The following is a 16,770-nucleotide window of genomic DNA, read 5'->3' on the forward strand; positions in this document are numbered from 1 at the left end:
TTGGGTCAATAGCTTAAACACATACACATCGTGACTTTTGGCTTCCCTTAATTGATTTTCCAAAGCCGTTTTTTGCAATAGTAAAGTATCACGGGATTTAGCCAGCACGTTCATTCGTTGTATAACTTCCTCTGGTTCCTCATAAGGCATTATTTTATCGTGATAGCGAACAGCGTATTCTGCAATTCTTCTGGCATCTTTTCGATCATCTTTTCCTCTTAAATCACTGGCCGCCTTTTTGATTTTTACCGGATGTTCCACCCAAAGCAGATACTCTGATTTTGAACAAAACTTCTCTAATGGTCGGTTATAAATTCCAGTATTTTCACAGCAAATCAAAAGGTCTTCTTTGGTTATTTTCAGAAGCTTTAAAATACCTTTCAAAAATGAAGATATTCCTTTCTCTGTGTTGGGAATGATCTGCTCACATTGGATCTTATACTCAGAATCCATTATAGCACAATCTAATTTTGATTTGGAAATATCAATGCCGATAACGTACTTTTGTCTCATAACTTTTTTGAGGTTATCATTCACATTGAGAATCGTGTCTAAGCCCTTGATAATAGGTCCAAAGCCTAAATTTCTATAATGACCTTATTCTCAAAGAAACAGGGTTCATAATCTATGTATAGGCCTCGAATCCTTGGACACATAATGGTTCACCCTGTTTCTTGTGAATGCTTTTATTTTGTAAACTTAATTTCTTTTTACAAACTAAAGGGCACATAGTTTTTTAGATATTCCCATATCCGTAGCAAATAGGCGGTACTCAATTTTATCAGAGATAAAATCTTTGCGCCTTAAAAACACGTTGAAAGAAAAAAATAGCGTCTTAGCGTTTTCCAACAAGATATTTAATCCCACTTATTTACCGTAGAAACCGCATATTTCCCAGCTCCAGCAAAGAAAAAACTAATTCCCACCAACATATAGATCACCAATAATTCCAATGCCCATCCTCCAAAATCATTCAGCTTAAAAATATTAGCCGTTTGGGCAAGAACGGTTGCGGTAAAGCAGTTGGCTGCAAAAATTAAACCTGCAAGCCTTGTTCTGAAGCCCAGCATCAGCATAATAGGAGCTATAATTTCACCTGCAAATACTCCATAGGCAAAGAAGGAAGGCAAACCGTGCATGGTCATCATATCTTCAATAAATCCTATTCCGTGAATCAATTTGTTCACTCCATATACTGACATTGGAAATCCAATGGCGATTCTGCTGATTAATAGTCCTAAATCAATGTTCTTTTTCATTATATTATTATTTAAAAGTTATATTTTACAAATGCCCCAACATTTTCAAGGGTCTTTTTAGCGTTGTTGAACTGGTCGAAATTGGAAGCCACTCCATACATTATTTTGTCCTGTTTTACACCCAGACGGATAAACTGTAAGCCTCTTGGATAGCCACTGTCATCAATATTGCCAATAACTAGTACACTGAAGTAGCCCTGAAGATTTTCCTTCAGATAAGGCATGTATTCAAACGATACAGACTGTTCAAGGGAAAATCCTTTCTGATAAGTTGTTCCAATAGAGTAGGAAAGAGAATAAGTAGGTTTTGCAATCCTGTATTGTACATACGCACTGAAGAATGCTCCAGGATTTTTCATCCCTATTGCAGCATTGATACTGAACCTTTTAGTAAGATTATAAGCAAAGGCATTTCGTATGAAGAATATATTTTCTTTGTCTTTGGTATATTCTGTATCAAATAAAGTAAGATTATTGAGCTTAAGTCGATCATTAAAATAATAATTGACATTATGCATATAGGTATAGGAACGGTGTCCTAAAACAAGGTCCGGGGTAAAGTTTAGCTTTTGTGCATTCAGGCTTAAAGAGACTGATGCAAGAGCTGTTATGGCGATGATTTTTGCCTTCATATTGCACTCATTAAATTTCTGAGAGCAAAATTATTCAGGCGTGGACGGAATAAACTTAAGATATCTTAAGAAACGTCAGACAGGTGTTTTTTTCTTAAATAACTCAGATATTCTACTGTAATTCCCAGATAGGAAGCCGTCATATATTGTGGGAAACGCTGCTCGATATTACGATAAGCTGTTACAAAGTTTCTGTATTTGGTGTAAGCATCCACTCTTGAATGTTCAAACGTTCTTTCTTGTAAAGTAACATAAGCTGATTGCATTTTCAAACGCCAGAATTCGGAGATGGCAGGAATTTCTTTGTACAATAATTCCAGATTGGTTTTACTGATCTGAACAATCGTAGCATCTTCATTAGCCTGAATAAACATTCTTGAAGGAAGCTCGCTCAAGTAACTGTACAGGTCATTGATCCACCAGTTTTCAATACCGAGCTGAGTGATATTTTCCTTACCTTTTTCATCAATATGATAAGCATATAAGCTTCCCTGGGCAATAAAGCGCATATGTCTTGAAACCTGTCCTTCACGGAGCAGATATTCTTTCTTTTTAAGCTGAATAAATTCCAGTTTTTGAATCACAAGATCAATTTCTTCCTTTTTTAAAGGGACAATTTCCTGAAAATGTTCTGTGAGCTGCGAAACGATAATATCTGTATCCATAATGAAGTTGTGGTATTGCCTACTAGTGCGTATTAACAGACAAATTCTGTCCAAATTTACGTAAATATTATGGCAAATATCAAGTATAACTTGTGGTGAAATTTTACATTCAAATGGATGGGTAAATTTTACTATATTAACTGATTCAATTGCAAATCATCAGAATATGAGCCATTTTGATACTGAATTTCAAAAATATCTTGCAGAGCTGGTTGAAACCGGCTTTGAATTTGTAGATAATAATTCAGAAGAAGTAGATGCTGTGTATATCATCGGGTTAATAGAGACAGGATATTTTTATAAAGTTTTTTATGAAATTAATGGCTATCTGGTGAAATCCCATAATGTGAATGAGGTATCAGATATGCAGTATGATATTAGCCATGAGAAATTGTTTGAAATGCTCAATAAAGGTAACCGGATATTGAAAGATATCGAAGGTCTTTTTAAAAATGATAGGAGAGATGCTCCCATCATGTTGAAGTTATCATATCACCCAAAAACAGATAAATTTAATAGTGATTTCAGCTATGATAATGCTTTTACAGGGCAGATGTTAAAAACAGCAGAAGATATATATGAAGAATGGTTTGGGCAAATGGAAAAATTAAATGGCTAATATTCTCATTTGTAATTATTAAAAGATACGTGTTATACTCATAAATGATATAGACAAAATCATTTTTATACAGTATTCAAAAAAGAAATCTATTAAACATCTACAGGTTACATAAAATCAATATATTAAAACGATACGGTTTTTAAATCGGATAGTTAAATTGATGCAAAATCCCCGGGTCATTTATGAAGCGCTTAATAAAGTGTGATATAGCTATTTAATAGTAATAAAAGACTCTATTTCTATCAATCTTTTTTGGCCGGATTTTAAATTTGATAATCAAAATAGATAGGTTTTATGTTATCTGGGGTCAATATATCTCGTGTTGAATTTATAAAATAAATTGATACAAAATGTTTTGAATGTTAATCATATTTTCAGTCTGGATCTGGAAGTCATTTCAATTTTGAGATGGCTTCTTCTTTATTATAGAATTCTCAATTAATTTGAATTTTGGTAAGGTTGTACGGAATAGATTTTTATCTAGAAGAAAAACTATATAATAGAATTGGAATACTATTTGTAATGCAATATCGAAATCACAAATGAACAGAATTTATTAGCAATCAAATATTTATGTTAAATAAACAAATGAATTAAAATTTAACAATTATTATCCTTAAATAATTAATAACATGTTCCCATCTCGATTAAATAGAATGTTTTATTCATATAATCTCTTGTTTTTATTCCTTTTGTGTTGTGCCACATCAGCGTATGGTCAGGAAGCATTTTCGCGTCAAAGGTTTGATAGCATTCTGCTTAAGAAAACAGAGTCACTCCGAATTCAGGGAGATTATGAAAACCTTGTCCGCCTTAATAAAGACTATTTGAATCTGGCGGAAGAAAAGAAATATAAGGAAGGAATCATCCTTTGTTACATCAATATTTCCAATATTTCAGCAACCATTGGGAATTATAAAAGAGGATTATCTTATCTTTCTCTGGCTGAAAAAGAACTTAAGAATGTTAATAGCCCGGTATTAAAGGCAAGACTCTATCAGGAACATGGCCAGCTGAATGGGGTAATAGGCTTGTATAAAAGTGCGCTGGAACTAAATGCGAAAGGCTTATATTATCTTAAAAATATTCCAGATGCAGAGAAAAGAAAATTTTATCTGTATAGACTTTATGCCAACAGGGCTGATTTTTTGTATAAAGCGAATAAAGCGGATTCAGCATACATTTATTTACAGAAAGGGAAAAGGATTGACGGCCAGGGAGTTCTTTTGAATACACTTTTGGCTAAGCATCACCTGATGTACACTAAAAGGAAAGACTCTGCCCTGATCTATCTTCAGAAAGCTTCAGAGAAAATTGTTAATACCGGTAAAGTAAATGTTCAAAGCGGATTTGTATATCTCACCTATGGAGATTATTACTTTACATTGGAGGATTATAAAACAGCATTGGAATATTACAATAAAGCATTGGATTACTATAGTAAAACAAACAGGCTGTATAATATCCCCGGAGTCTATGAATCTATAGCTAAAACCTACAAGATGCTGCATGAACCCCAGAAAGAAGAAGAGGCAATGCAAAAGTATACAGAAGAGAAAACAGCTCTAGACAATATTCAGAATGAAGCAATCAATATTTCGATAGATCACATGCTGAGTGATAAAGCCGAAGAGTCCAATGGTTTTCAAGAAAAGATCTACCTTTCTATTGGCTTAATCATTATTTTGTCGTTGATCATATTTATGTTATTCTACAGACATAACAGAGCATTAAGACAAAAGAAAAATGAATTTAAAAGTGAGGCTCTTTCGTTAAAAAGTAAAATTAATGATTCTTTTGATGAATTGGTAGGACTCGCTAAAAAAAATGATTCTACATTTTTGACACGATTTCAGGAAATCTATCCTGAGTTTTGTCCGAGACTTCTGGAGATCAACCCAAGACTTGGGGCTTCAGAATTGGCATTCTGTGCAATGATAAAGCTTAATTTCAGTTCAAAAGAAATTGCCGAATATACCTTTATCCAGCACAAATCTGTGCAGCAGAAAAAACACAGATTGCGAAAAAAGCTGAATGTTCCTACTGAACAAGAACTGTTTATTTTCTTCGATTCTTTATAAATTCATTATCAAAGAAAAATAAGCTTGCTTAAAGATAAAACAACTACCCATATGTTTTGTGTTTTTAAGTTGCTGTAAATATGTTGTTATAGGTTATGTAGTAGATATGTGGTAGCTGAATATTCGCAAATATTCTTATTTTATTTCTGTTTTATATTACTTAGCATTTTATTAGCTTTTTTGATATAGTGATACGATGTGGTATCAAAATTTTAGTGTTGAAGAGATTACGCATAGAATTGCAGTAGTCTCTTTTTTTTATGTTGATTTTACTTTTAATATAGAATAGATCATAAAATATTTTGATAACAGTAATATAGTATAGGATAGAAAATGATTTTTTGGCCTTAATCTTTCAACTTTCAGCTTTCCTTAACCTGATAGGAAAATAGGAATTCACCATTTTGTTAACTTAACTTATGTTTTTTTATAGATATTTGTCGATAAACGCTTTATTTATGGGTGAAATCGACAAATGTGGTATAAATGTAGTATGATAAAATTGTTGTTTTTTTTAATAAGTTTTTAAAATTTGCAAAACCAAAAAGAGGGGGCAGATAAGGAGACTTAAAAATCAATAAAAATTCTAAAAACACAATGATGACCCCTCTTTTATTATAAAGAAGTTAATTAAGAAAATAGATTGGGAAATTATAAGGTAAATTTAATGACCAACAGAAATATGTATCAGAAAAAATAAGTAAATTCATCTATTAAATTAAACATATATGAAAAATGTAAAACAATTTATTACAGCAATGGCAGTTGTAATGTTCGCTTCAGGAGTTTCAGCACAACTTAGTCCAAAAGGCGCAGGTTCAGACAAAGATAAACATGGTTGTAAAGGATCTGCAGGATATACATTCTCAGTAATAAAAAATGACTGTGTAAGAATTTTTGAAGAGAAGATACAATTAAAAGAAGTGGATAATAAAAAAACATACACTTCTAATGCCTCAGTAATTCTTAGCGAAGATGGAAAAAAAGCAGAGATATTTCTACCTGAATCTGATGGTAGCTTAGTGCTTGATAAAATTGCTTCTAAAAAAGTAGTAGCCTATAAAAAAGGAAAGTATACACTGACAAAAAACAAAAATGCTTATACATTAAAACTAGCAAACAAAATAGTTTTTAAAAGCTAAAAAGACAATCTTCATTAGTATCAAAGCACAATTGATCTTAGATATGTGCTTAAAGGCTGTCTCAAAGTGGGGCAGCCTTTTTTATGCCTTAGAAGTTTATATTTATTTATCCTGTCCAATATCCAATCGGTCAAATTTCCCTTCAGCATTTTTATGAAATTTGAAGAATACTGGAAAGGTTCCCCATTGCCCGGCTTTAAAGTTCCCGTGAATATTTTTTCCATCATTTTCAATACGGTCTATGCTGAGAAACATTTCTTTACCTAATGCATTGGCAAAAAAAGATTTAAAATCTACTGTATTGCCGTCATCCGTCATGGCTGGATTTTCAATAAAGAAGCTGTACCAGCTTTTATCTCCTGTTTGAAGAGCTTCTATGGCCTGTTTTACCTGTGGGTCCGTTATTTTAGATACATCCATTATATTTTGTTTTTCTTTGGCTGTATTCTGGCCGCAGGCGGTGTATGAAAGCCCTATAGCCAATAATATTGTAAGATTGGAATATTTCATATCAAAGCTAATTTTTAAGAGGATGCTGAAGATAAATAATCAACAAGTTGAGAAAAAGAAAGGGAAGCTCTATGAGTACTCCTTTAAAATCTTTTTCCATCAAATGAAAACAGATAATCAACAAAATACCTGCAGCCATTAGGAAGTTTCCCCAGACAAATGTTTTAGGAAACAGTATTAATAGGGAAGCCAGGATGGTGACGGTTCCATTAATCATCAGTCCGGTTTTGTCAAATCCCCATTTTCCAAACATGGCAGTCATTTCAGGTTTTCCGGAGAACATGGCAGTTCCCTGTTTAAAACCCATAAAAACGGCAGTGAGAATAAGGATGGAATTAATAATTTTTAAAATCATATCGAGTGTTTTTTTGTATTAATGAATACTAGTTTCATACAAATATGCACGAAATGACTGATTTATGTATGGTGAATTTTTCGGAATTTTTAAGACATCGATCTTCACCAATGAAATGGGTAATCATTATGTATTACTTACTCATTCATTTTCTAAAAGAAAACCACAGTTTAGCTGTATAAACTGTGGTTTTCGATAACTAAGAACTATTTAACTTATGATTCTGTCTTAAGGTAGCCAAAATGTAAAGCAGGTTCTTTCCCGAATAAACATGAGAAAATGTTTTGAAACTCGTGGATATACTTGCATTTGATGGCATTCCCATATATTTTCAACCCTTCCAGTATTTTTCTGGAACTCAAGTCGATGTCATATTTTATAAAAGCTTCCGGTCTTTCATATCTGATCGTTTGGTCTGAACTGTATGTTTTTGAAAACCCCAGTTTTTCAAGCCATTCTTCTGTTATTTTAATAGGTTTTATAGCTTCTGCCGGAACCGAAATACTGTGAATATCATTTTCAATTTTAACAAAATATGCCTGTTCTATACTCTGAAAAATTTCAGTGATCGTATAAATCTGATTTTTGTACTCGACTAAGTTTTTGATTTTAAGATCTGCTACATTCATAATATTTTGAATTTTTAGTGGATGATAAGGTTCTGTATAAATATCAAATACTATGCCTTGCATCATATTGTAAGCCTATATTTACTTGAAGATTAGGTTAAATTTTCAATCCAAAAAATTAAGAATATGTTAAAAATAAAGGGTATTTCCGTTTTGTATCGCTTTTCTTCAAAAATAAAATGTGGTATGGATGTGGTACCAGTTTTTATTTTTTTTGAGAACGGTTAGCGGTTGCCAGAAGAAGGGCTGCTATTACAGCAACCACAAGAAAAGCAATAAAAACATTCCATGAATAAGAATGAAGAAGATAGCCAGTCCCGCTTCCCAAAATACTTGATCCAAAATAATAGAACAACCAGTAAATAGAAGTTGCTGAAGATTTACCTCGTTTGGCATACAGTGCAGCCATCTGGCTTGCCATAGTGTGGGCTGCGAAAAAGGAAAAAGTGAATAATCCAAGGCCAAAAATGAGAATATAAAGGTTTTCAGACAGCAGTAGCAAAGCTCCAATCAGCATACTGAGAATAGAACATTTTAGAATGATGTTCGTCGGAATCCTTTTGGAAAGCCGGCCAACGGTCATCGTTCCGAAAACTCCGAAGATGTACATGAGGAATATAAAAGCGATGATAAAATGGCTTAAAGAAAAAGGTTGAGACTCTAGTCTGAAAGTCAGATAGTTATATACGCTTACAAAAACACCCATCACAAGGGCTGCTATAAGGTACAACCGAAGCATATAAGGATTGGTAAGGAAAAACTTCATTTGTTTTACCTTAAGGTGATAGTCTGTTTTTTGTGGATTAAAAAACTTTGATTCCGGAAATAACTTCCAAAATACCATTCCCAGAATCAGGCTTTCTATTCCGATCACCAAAACAGCATTGCGCCAGCCAAATTCTCCCGCGAGAATGGTGGCTAGTATTCTTCCACTCATTCCGCCAATAGTATTCCCGCTAAGATACATACTGATAGCTGCTCCTATTACCGCTGCACTTACTTCTTCTGTAAGATAGGCAAGGGCTACTGCTGAAACTCCGGAAACGACAAACCCTTTACAAATCCCGATAGCGATCAGAAGACTGAGACTCGGAATCCATGTTGAAATAACCGTCAGTAAAGCAGAAGAAACCAATGAAAAAGTCATCAAGCCCTTCCTCGAATAACTGTCTGCTTTAAAAGCGAAGAATAGTAAGCCCAATGCCATTCCGATGGTAGATGATGAAACCAGAAGAGAAGTATCTCCAACAGATACTTTGAACTGTTCTGCGGCCATGGGCAGCATCGGCTGAAAAAGATAAAGCTGTGCAAATACCGAAAGTCCGGAAAAGAAAATACAAAGTTTTATATATCGGAAACGTCGGCTTCCCTGATCTGCTTTTTCCAATGGATTCATGATTTTTTGCATTTAAAATGCAGTGGTTTCATAGAAATAAGATCCTGTAAATTTCCTGATTATTTTTTAATTGTAAAAATCATTCTTTCAATCATGGTAATAGGTACTGATTATAGAGTAGGGAAGCTGGAAGTTTATACTGAACATATAATTTAAAATAGGGAACAAAATCAATAATTTTCCAATTAATACAATGAAACCACATTGATTCTGAATACTTAATAATTTCTTTCTTTCAGCTTTTGGCATCCAACTGTCAGTGCATCATTTCATACACCTTAATAAGTTCAGCAATATTGGCAACATCAAGCTTCTGGAAGATTCTTTTTTTGTAAGTGCTTACTGTTGACATCTGAATGTTGAGCTTGTTTGCAATTTCAAGATTTCCATTTCCGTCCGCTAAAAGCTTAAAAATTTCGTATTCCCGGGATGATAATTTTTCAGCAGGGTTGCTTTTTTTGTTCTGAATGATCAGTCCAATAAGTTCTGCAGGGTAAAAATATCCTTTTTCAATAACGTTTCGCACTGCATTTTTAATCTCTTCCTCACTGCTCTGCTTATTCAGATAGCCCTCAGCACCTTCTCGAATATACTGTATTGCTACATCTTTGTCATATCCGGAAAATACAAGTATTTTTATATCATTCTGTATGCTTTTGAGTTCAGAAACCATCTTTTTATATTGGGTTCCAGGCATATCAATATCCAAAATAATAAGGCTGTAATCCTGGGACTCCAGCATTTTCTTTACTTGTGCATAGTTTTCGGCAAAATCTATTTTCATTTCAGGAAACCCCGATTCGAGGACTAAAGCGGTTCCTGCTCTGACTACATAGTGATCATCAGCAATTAAGATTCTTTCATTCATAGTAAATTAGTTTTTATTGAGCATTAATTCCACAACGGTTCCCTGAGGCTGGTTGTGCCTGAAACTGATTTCAGCATTTATTTTTTTGACCAAATGAATAACCATGTGCAATCCAAGACCTTTTCCTTTAAAACTAGGGGTCTCTAATTTTGGGTTTTTGAATAAACTCATGTACATGTTAATCTGTTCATCTGGCATTCCTATTCCTGTATCAGAGATAATAATGGTAATTTTCTGATTGATTTCTACTGCATCAAGATATATTTCTCCATCAAAGGTGTTTTTTACAGCATTATCAAGAATATTGTGAATAATAGCTGTTAAAATACTTTCATTAACCTGAGAGAAAACTTTATTTTCTACAATATTAATGATTTTTGTTCCTCTTTCTTTTGCAATTTCACAGAAGAGCTTTTTCTTGATCTCTAAAATCTTGTTGACGGGATATTCTTCTTCTTCAAAAATATTCTCTGCCTTATACAATTCCGTATATTCTTTTAAATTAAGAGTGAACTGATAAAGCTGCTCAGAAGATTTATAAATACTGTCAAAGTACTTTTTCTGAAGTTCCAGATCATCAGATTCATGAAGTTTCTGCGAAAGCATGGCAATAAATCTGATAGGAGTGGTAATATCATGACTGATAGTCTCCACCAGCTTTTTCTGGTATTCAGTTTCTTTGCGTAAATCACTTTTTACTCCTTCAAGGGTAAGAGACGTTTCCTTTAATTCCGAATTCTTATTGTGGACAATCTGCTTGAGTACTCTGTTTTTTATTCTTAAAAAATTAGTCATCAGCTGAACAATCACAATGATGATAATCAGAATAATAATGGAGGCAGAAACACGGAATAACAATGTCTGATAAAAAAAGGGTTGAATCTTAAATTGGATAGACTTTTGTTCAAATTTTCCATCCGGAGAAATCAGCATCCGGACATTCAGAGTATAATCTCCCGGAGCAAGATTGCTGAGTGTGTATTTAAGTTCTTTTCCAGTAGTGATCGGCTCCCATTCTGAGCTTTCTTTTCCAGAAACTTTTGCCTCCAAATAAAGGTTTTCCAGATTAGAATAATAAGGAACATCAATAAAGACTTCCGCTGTTTTATAATCACTGTGTAGATCAAGAATATGACGGAAATATTGAGGCTCAGAATTTCCGATCTTTACCCTTTCTATATAGATCTTGTTTTTATCCGGATAAAAAGTTCTGACGGTGTCCGGATTAAAAAATACAAATCCATCCATCGAAGGGAACACAAAATCTCCATTTTCCAATGCATAAGCGTTAGGTTGTGAACTTCCATTAAATTCATTAGTCAAAAAACCATCTCTTTTTGTGAAACGGTAATAATAGACCGGGCTTTTCCTGTCTTGTGCATACTGCAGAAGTTGTTTCTTTGGAACTTTGAAAAGACCATTATTAGAAGATATCCAATAGAAACCCTTTCTATCCTCCAGAATATAATGAGCAGACATAAGATTATTACTTCTATCAGTCGGCATTTTTATAAGCTTCCGATCTTTGAGAAGATAAAACCCGTTTTTATTAGTCATCACCCAAATCAGATGATCTTTCGTTTTGATAATACTTTTTACATGAATGTTTTTGTGAATAGGAGTAATAGTCTTGCTTCCCAAAGTAATAGAATAAAGAGCATTACTATTACCTACTAAAATTTCATTTTCATCGTATTGGAAAAAAGTATTCACAAAATCATCAAATTCATAAGTGTAATCCGGTTTTGTAAACGGATCTTCCTTAAAAATCTGAAGCTGGCTTTTTGAAGAATCGGAAAATGAAGCTCCATACAAATTTCCACTTTGCAAGAAAGCTTGAAACCCCTGTTTAATAAAAGTAGAATCTTTTCTTTTATAACCGGAATCCTTGTAAAATTTAATGACACTGCTTCTTTTCCGGATCAGTATATTTCCGGCCTTATCATACATCATAAGATAGTTGTCATTATTGCCAAAAGGATGCTTTTTCACTATTCCGTCTCTTCCGAATTCAGTTCCATCTTCAGCAATGATCGTGCTTTTACTAAAAGGTAAGGAAGCGTAATAAACATTGTTCGAGAAATCCTCTTTTTTCTTGGCTACATAAAAATCAGAAAGTTTCAGAACATTCAAGCCATTATTAAGAGTTCCGAGATAAAGTTTATTGAATTTCCATCCATAAAACATAGAGCAATAGGAGTGACTGCCTATTTCATTGTATTGTACAAGAAATTTGAGCGAAGGTTTATTTTTATCACCTACAACAATATAAATGTCATTGTGATTGATGACAAAGGTTTGATTGGTAATCTGCTGCCAATAAATTCTTGTATTTGGATCATTAAAAAGATTAGGCTCGTCATGAATGGAAAGCCTCCCGTTATCAATGGAATAGGTTTTTCTTTTTTTTACATCATTAATGTAAAGAACTTCATTGAACACAAACATATTGTTCAGGTCCTTATTGGTAAAAGGAATGGATATTTTTGTTTCAGTTCCGTTGTGATCCTTATAAATTATAAGATTGCTTTCAGCGAAGCTATAGGTTGAGTTTTTAAGCTTTACAAAATATTGGATATCATTGTAAAAATTACAGGCAAGAATGTTATTGGCAACACGATGTATAAATTCATTTCCCGTAGTGAAAGTGATCCTGTCACTGCTGTGAAGCTGGGTTAACTTAGGAAATCTGTTTTTAATAATGACTTTGTTTTCCTGAAAATCATTCAAGACTGTAATGCTGTCCTGTGAAGGATCGCCGATGAATTCTCCGAAGTGAAGGTTGTTTATTTTAAAATTATTGAATGTAATAAAGGAACTCCCATCATACCGTACAAGACCGTTTTCTGTAGAGATCCAGATGAAGCCATACTTATCCTTAACAATAGCCTTTGCACTGCTTTGTGGAAGTCCATTGTCAATATTATACCATGTAGATGTATAGCGCTGTCCGTATATGTTGAAATATAAGCAAGTAAAAAACAATGCCCAAGCTCTCATGCAAAACTGATCTGTGTCTCTTGCCTTAAAGCAAAAAACGGTTAATAATAGTTTTTGTACAAGCCGAAGTTTTTTTAATAAGTAGGAACGATTGGAAATAAATTTTTGTCATTAATTTTTTGCGTGTGTGTTTTTAAGCGTTAAAATGTTTTTTTTTATGCTGTAAAAATAATGAAATTATACAGATAAATTAGCATGTTTTGATTTGTTTTATGATAAGTTTTGTCTGTATTTGTTGATAGTGACACTCATAATAGTCGGCTTTTTTGTAGTAATATTTCTACACAATGTGATAATTTGTTTTATGAATTTGGTTACAAAGAAACTTCTTGAATTTCGTATTTATACTTTAGATTTCATTTTATAAAGGATTAGAATATTTTTTTACAATTATAGATAAAGTGTAAGGTATGGAATAATTGGTTGTTACGAATTAAAATTATTGTATTATAAAGAGATAAACATATTAAATGATCGTTGGCTTTTAAATGAAGTGATATTTTGGCTTTCGATATTATCCGTATGATTTTGTAGTAAAAATTTTACATACATATTGTGATTATTCTACAGTTTTTTTTTGATTAGGGATGAATGGTTGTATACTTTTGCAAACAGTTCCCACAGCGATAAAAAGATATCGTTATTACAATAAAAAATTCTAGAAACACAAACGATTTATCTAAAAAAAACAAAGGTCTCTGCGGGAGATCTTTCGTTTTTTTAATAGATATTTCTACGATAAATAAAGGTTAAGAATGTACATTAATTCTTAAGCATAAAATGTTGAGTAGTGATACTTTACTTATCCGAAAAGTTCACCATATGGATTTTAATTCGTATTTTTAATTTTATAGTTTTAATTAATTATAAGTAAAAAAACAAGATGAAAAGAAGTGAAGAAATTACCCATCACTATTTTGATTTTTTAGAAAATCATATCCAGCAAGTGATTTCGGGCGAGGTGCCTGAGTTTATGGAGGTCAATGAAATTGCTGGTCAGCTTGCCATTTCACACAAACACCTTACCGATACGATTAAAAAAGAAACAGGCCGGCATCCCTGTTACTTTTATGATGAAAAAATTATCCAGCAGGCTAAGCAAATGCTTGCCGATTCAGATCATTCTGTAGCAGAAATTGCCAGGATATTTACTTATGACCCCTCCAATTTTTCAAAATTCTTTAAAAAAATGACAGGCGAAACCCCCGGCGATTTCAGAAAGTCATCTCAAAGCAGACCTTAATTTTTAAAGCTTCTAATAAGTATTGTTTGAATAGTTTTTAATGATTAATTTTAATGTAAAATACAGAATAAAAACTTTACCAATTATAGTACTATTTAATAGATGAAATAATGAAAAAAATAATCATTTATAAATGAGATTGTTATGAGAAATAATCATAAATTTTTGTTTTTTATTTATAAATATTGTTTTATTGTTTGCTTTTTTTTATTAAATTTAGGTAAGAAAAACTAAATAATTTACTTCCATAGAAAAATATTCAAGGTTACAGATATTTAAGTTATTTGGTTTCCAGCGACTAAGAGAAATTATTGTGTCATTAATAATATTTAATCTTTTACACGAGCTTAAGCCTTTTAAAATAGCTATATATTTGCTCCTTATAAACCACAACAAACAAGATTAAGGATGAGCATCAATTTCACAACAGCAACATTTAGGGATTTTGAGAATATCCCAGACTTTGATATAGTTAAAAGAGCTGAAATATTTTATGATTTTTTAGACTATATGAAATCGAATGGACATATGAATTACAGATTGAAAAATAACTCAGGATGTAGTTCCGTGATGAATGTAGATATAGCAGGCAAATCAAATGATTTTGTAAGTTTTGTTTCCAATGATTATCTTGGTTTTACACAACATCCGAAAGTGAAACAAGCAGCCATTGATGGAATACAGAAATATGGAACCGGAGCAGGAGCTTCGCCGCTTATTGGAGGACATTTTGTTTTTCATGATGATCTGGAAAAAAAGATTTCTTCTTTTTTTGGAAGAAAGCAGGAAGAAGCAGTGATATTTACAACAGGATATACAGCGAATAGTGCAACTCTTCAGATTTTATTACAAAAAGAAGATATCGCAATTATAGATATGGCTGTACATACCAGTGTACATGAAGGATGTGCTTTTACCAATACAAAAACATTTCCTCATAATAATTTGGAAGCTTTGGAACACATTTTGAAGACATCTGAAGATAAATTTCGTACAAAGCTAGTTATCATTGACGGTATTTATTCACAGGATGGTGATGTGTCTCCGTTGAAAGATATCTATAATTTAGTGAAAAAATACAATGCCTATCTAATGGTAGATGATGCTCATGGAGTCGGGATCCTGGGTGAAACAGGAAGAGGAGCGTTGGAAGATGCTGGTTTGATGGATAAAGTTGATTTTATTACAGGGACATTCAGTAAAACGTTTGGTAATGTAGGAGGCTATGTGATCTGTGATAAAAAGATGGCAGCTTTTATAAGATTTCAGTCCCGCCAGCAAATATTTTCTGCAACAGCTCCGCCGTCTACAATGGGTATTATCAAAGCCATTGAACTTGTAGATGAAGAGCCGATGTGGCGTATTAAGCTTTGGGAAAATATAAATTACTTTAAAAAAGGATTGAATGATATAGGATTAGATACAGGAAATACCTGTTCCGCAATTGTTCCGGTGAAAATAGGAGATCCTAATATAACCGGAGATGTAGGAAAGCTCCTTATAGAGCATGGTGTTTATACCAATCCCATATTATATCCGGCAGTAGCGAGGAAAGATGCAAGAATCAGAATGGCTGTAATGGCTACTCATGAGAGAAAACATTTAGACAAAACGCTAAATGCATTTGAAGATATCAATAATAAATTGCATATTGCAAAAAAATTTAATAACAACCATGCCTAGAAAAGTTGTACAGGGTCCTATCAGAGATAAGGAGAAGACCAAACAGAAACTGTTGGCCGCAGTTGGTAAAATTTTAAGAGTAAAAGGTTACTCTGGCCTAAAAGTAAGCAAAATTGCAGCAGTAGCTGGTTTTGATAAAAAATTGATCTACGAGTATTTCGGAAGTACTGATAAGTTGATTGATGAGTATATCAAATCTCAGGATTACTGGAGTAATAATCTTGCAGGCGCTAACGAAATTGACCTTAGTGACGGTGGGAAAGAACTGTCTAAAATTGCGTTAATTAATCAATTCGAAAGCCTTAAGAAGAATAAAGAACTTCAGAAAATTATTCTTTGGGAACTTTCAGAGCATAAACCTATTTTAAGGAAACTTGCTGATGAGCGTGAAGAAATGGGAGATGTAATGTTTAAAAATATTACGGATCCTTACTTTGGTGAAGATGGAGCAAAAAGATTCAGAGCTATTATGGCATTGCTAATTTCCGGGGCCTACTATCTGAATATTCACACCGCTGCTAATGGAAGTACTTTCTGCGGTCTGGATATGAAAAGTGAAGATGGCCGATCAGAAATAGAAAAAGCAATTAGTGATATTGTTGAGTTTGCTTATCAGGACAAAAATAAATAATTAATTAAAAGTTTTCCAATTAATACAGAATTATACTTCTTGTGGATAATTTGA

At 33.0% G+C, this 16,770-nt stretch carries 16 protein-coding genes; 6 read left to right on the top strand and 10 right to left on the bottom strand.

Features of this window, described 5'->3' with window-relative positions; genetic code table 11:
* The 4 genes from AC3HD6_RS16375 to AC3HD6_RS16390 form a co-directional block, all read right to left on the bottom strand.
* A partial coding sequence (locus AC3HD6_RS16375; protein ID WP_488895947.1) for an IS110 family transposase occupies nt 1–513 on the bottom strand: 513 nt, incomplete at its 3' end.
* Nucleotides 514–857: 344 nt separating this feature from the next.
* A complete protein-coding gene (locus AC3HD6_RS16380) occupies nt 858–1,259 on the bottom strand; it encodes a DoxX family protein (protein ID WP_488897308.1) in 402 nt (133 codons plus the stop codon).
* A gap of 11 nt (nt 1,260–1,270) precedes the next feature.
* Nucleotides 1,271–1,891: a hypothetical protein gene (locus AC3HD6_RS16385; RefSeq protein WP_488897309.1), complete on the bottom strand. Its 621-nt coding sequence runs from the start codon at nt 1,889–1,891 to the stop codon at nt 1,271–1,273.
* A 65-nt stretch (nt 1,892–1,956) separates the two neighbouring features.
* Entirely contained in the window at nt 1,957–2,556 is a 600-nt protein-coding gene (locus AC3HD6_RS16390; protein WP_488897310.1) for a Crp/Fnr family transcriptional regulator, read from the bottom strand.
* A 166-nt stretch (nt 2,557–2,722) separates the two neighbouring features.
* Here AC3HD6_RS16390 and AC3HD6_RS16395 point away from each other — a divergent pair, with 166 nt between their 5' ends.
* The 3 genes from AC3HD6_RS16395 to AC3HD6_RS16405 all read left to right on the top strand — a co-directional run bounded on the left by AC3HD6_RS16395 (nt 2,723) and on the right by AC3HD6_RS16405 (nt 6,401).
* Entirely contained in the window at nt 2,723–3,175 is a 453-nt protein-coding gene (locus AC3HD6_RS16395; RefSeq protein WP_488897311.1) for a hypothetical protein, read from the top strand.
* A gap of 659 nt (nt 3,176–3,834) precedes the next feature.
* On the top strand, nt 3,835–5,259 hold the full coding sequence (locus AC3HD6_RS16400; RefSeq protein WP_488897312.1) for a tetratricopeptide repeat protein: 1,425 nt from the start codon (nt 3,835–3,837) through the stop codon (nt 5,257–5,259).
* Between the two features lie 728 nt (nt 5,260–5,987).
* Nucleotides 5,988–6,401 carry a hypothetical protein gene (locus tag AC3HD6_RS16405; protein ID WP_488897313.1) on the top strand — a complete coding sequence of 138 codons (414 nt, stop codon included), beginning with the start codon at nt 5,988–5,990 and terminating at the stop codon, nt 6,399–6,401.
* Between the two features lie 102 nt (nt 6,402–6,503).
* Here the strand turns inward: AC3HD6_RS16405 and AC3HD6_RS16410 are convergent, their stop codons facing one another.
* From AC3HD6_RS16410 to AC3HD6_RS16435, 6 genes are all read right to left on the bottom strand, one after another.
* Nucleotides 6,504–6,911: a hypothetical protein gene (locus AC3HD6_RS16410; RefSeq protein ID WP_488897314.1), complete on the bottom strand. Its 408-nt coding sequence runs from the start codon at nt 6,909–6,911 to the stop codon at nt 6,504–6,506.
* Between the two features lie 7 nt (nt 6,912–6,918).
* Nucleotides 6,919–7,266 (bottom strand): DoxX family protein, encoded by a 348-nt coding sequence (locus tag AC3HD6_RS16415; protein ID WP_488897315.1) that lies wholly within the window; start codon nt 7,264–7,266, stop codon nt 6,919–6,921.
* Between the two features lie 215 nt (nt 7,267–7,481).
* A complete protein-coding gene (locus AC3HD6_RS16420) occupies nt 7,482–7,961 on the bottom strand; it encodes a hypothetical protein (RefSeq protein WP_488897316.1) in 480 nt (159 codons plus the stop codon).
* A 139-nt stretch (nt 7,962–8,100) separates the two neighbouring features.
* On the bottom strand, nt 8,101–9,291 hold the full coding sequence (locus tag AC3HD6_RS16425; RefSeq protein WP_488897317.1) for an MFS transporter: 1,191 nt from the start codon (nt 9,289–9,291) through the stop codon (nt 8,101–8,103).
* A gap of 256 nt (nt 9,292–9,547) precedes the next feature.
* Nucleotides 9,548–10,159 carry a response regulator gene (locus tag AC3HD6_RS16430; protein WP_488897318.1) on the bottom strand — a complete coding sequence of 204 codons (612 nt, stop codon included), beginning with the start codon at nt 10,157–10,159 and terminating at the stop codon, nt 9,548–9,550.
* 6 nt (nt 10,160–10,165) lie between these two features.
* On the bottom strand, nt 10,166–13,159 hold the full coding sequence (locus tag AC3HD6_RS16435) for a sensor histidine kinase (protein ID WP_488897319.1): 2,994 nt from the start codon (nt 13,157–13,159) through the stop codon (nt 10,166–10,168).
* A gap of 883 nt (nt 13,160–14,042) precedes the next feature.
* On the opposite strand from AC3HD6_RS16435, the gene AC3HD6_RS16440 reads away from it, so the two are divergent.
* From AC3HD6_RS16440 to AC3HD6_RS16450, 3 genes are all read left to right on the top strand, one after another.
* Nucleotides 14,043–14,402: a helix-turn-helix domain-containing protein gene (locus tag AC3HD6_RS16440; RefSeq protein ID WP_488897320.1), complete on the top strand. Its 360-nt coding sequence runs from the start codon at nt 14,043–14,045 to the stop codon at nt 14,400–14,402.
* A 408-nt stretch (nt 14,403–14,810) separates the two neighbouring features.
* Nucleotides 14,811–16,085 carry an aminotransferase class I/II-fold pyridoxal phosphate-dependent enzyme gene (locus AC3HD6_RS16445; protein ID WP_488897321.1) on the top strand — a complete coding sequence of 425 codons (1,275 nt, stop codon included), beginning with the start codon at nt 14,811–14,813 and terminating at the stop codon, nt 16,083–16,085.
* Nucleotides 16,078–16,716 (top strand): TetR/AcrR family transcriptional regulator, encoded by a 639-nt coding sequence (locus AC3HD6_RS16450; protein WP_488897322.1) that lies wholly within the window; start codon nt 16,078–16,080, stop codon nt 16,714–16,716. The genes AC3HD6_RS16445 and AC3HD6_RS16450 overlap by 8 nt, the downstream gene beginning before the upstream one ends.
* Nucleotides 16,717–16,770: the final 54 nt, after the last annotated feature.

The organism is Chryseobacterium sp. II3a (genome assembly GCF_057815135.1).

Coding starts and splice junctions, on each gene's coding strand:
- AC3HD6_RS16445 (WP_488897321.1), top strand. CDS start 14,811: ATGAGCATCAATTTCACAACAGCAACATTTAGGGATTTTGAGAATATC.
- AC3HD6_RS16400 (WP_488897312.1), top strand. CDS start 3,835: ATGTTTTATTCATATAATCTCTTGTTTTTATTCCTTTTGTGTTGTGCC.
- AC3HD6_RS16380 (WP_488897308.1), bottom strand. CDS start 1,259: ATGAAAAAGAACATTGATTTAGGACTATTAATCAGCAGAATCGCCATT.
- AC3HD6_RS16450 (WP_488897322.1), top strand. CDS start 16,078: ATGCCTAGAAAAGTTGTACAGGGTCCTATCAGAGATAAGGAGAAGACC.
- AC3HD6_RS16440 (WP_488897320.1), top strand. CDS start 14,043: ATGAAAAGAAGTGAAGAAATTACCCATCACTATTTTGATTTTTTAGAA.
- AC3HD6_RS16405 (WP_488897313.1), top strand. CDS start 5,988: ATGAAAAATGTAAAACAATTTATTACAGCAATGGCAGTTGTAATGTTC.
- AC3HD6_RS16435 (WP_488897319.1), bottom strand. CDS start 13,159: ATGAGAGCTTGGGCATTGTTTTTTACTTGCTTATATTTCAACATATAC.
- AC3HD6_RS16395 (WP_488897311.1), top strand. CDS start 2,723: ATGAGCCATTTTGATACTGAATTTCAAAAATATCTTGCAGAGCTGGTT.
- AC3HD6_RS16385 (WP_488897309.1), bottom strand. CDS start 1,891: ATGAAGGCAAAAATCATCGCCATAACAGCTCTTGCATCAGTCTCTTTA.
- AC3HD6_RS16415 (WP_488897315.1), bottom strand. CDS start 7,266: ATGATTTTAAAAATTATTAATTCCATCCTTATTCTCACTGCCGTTTTT.
- AC3HD6_RS16425 (WP_488897317.1), bottom strand. CDS start 9,291: ATGAATCCATTGGAAAAAGCAGATCAGGGAAGCCGACGTTTCCGATAT.
- AC3HD6_RS16430 (WP_488897318.1), bottom strand. CDS start 10,159: ATGAATGAAAGAATCTTAATTGCTGATGATCACTATGTAGTCAGAGCA.
- AC3HD6_RS16390 (WP_488897310.1), bottom strand. CDS start 2,556: ATGGATACAGATATTATCGTTTCGCAGCTCACAGAACATTTTCAGGAA.
- AC3HD6_RS16420 (WP_488897316.1), bottom strand. CDS start 7,961: ATGATGCAAGGCATAGTATTTGATATTTATACAGAACCTTATCATCCA.
- AC3HD6_RS16410 (WP_488897314.1), bottom strand. CDS start 6,911: ATGAAATATTCCAATCTTACAATATTATTGGCTATAGGGCTTTCATAC.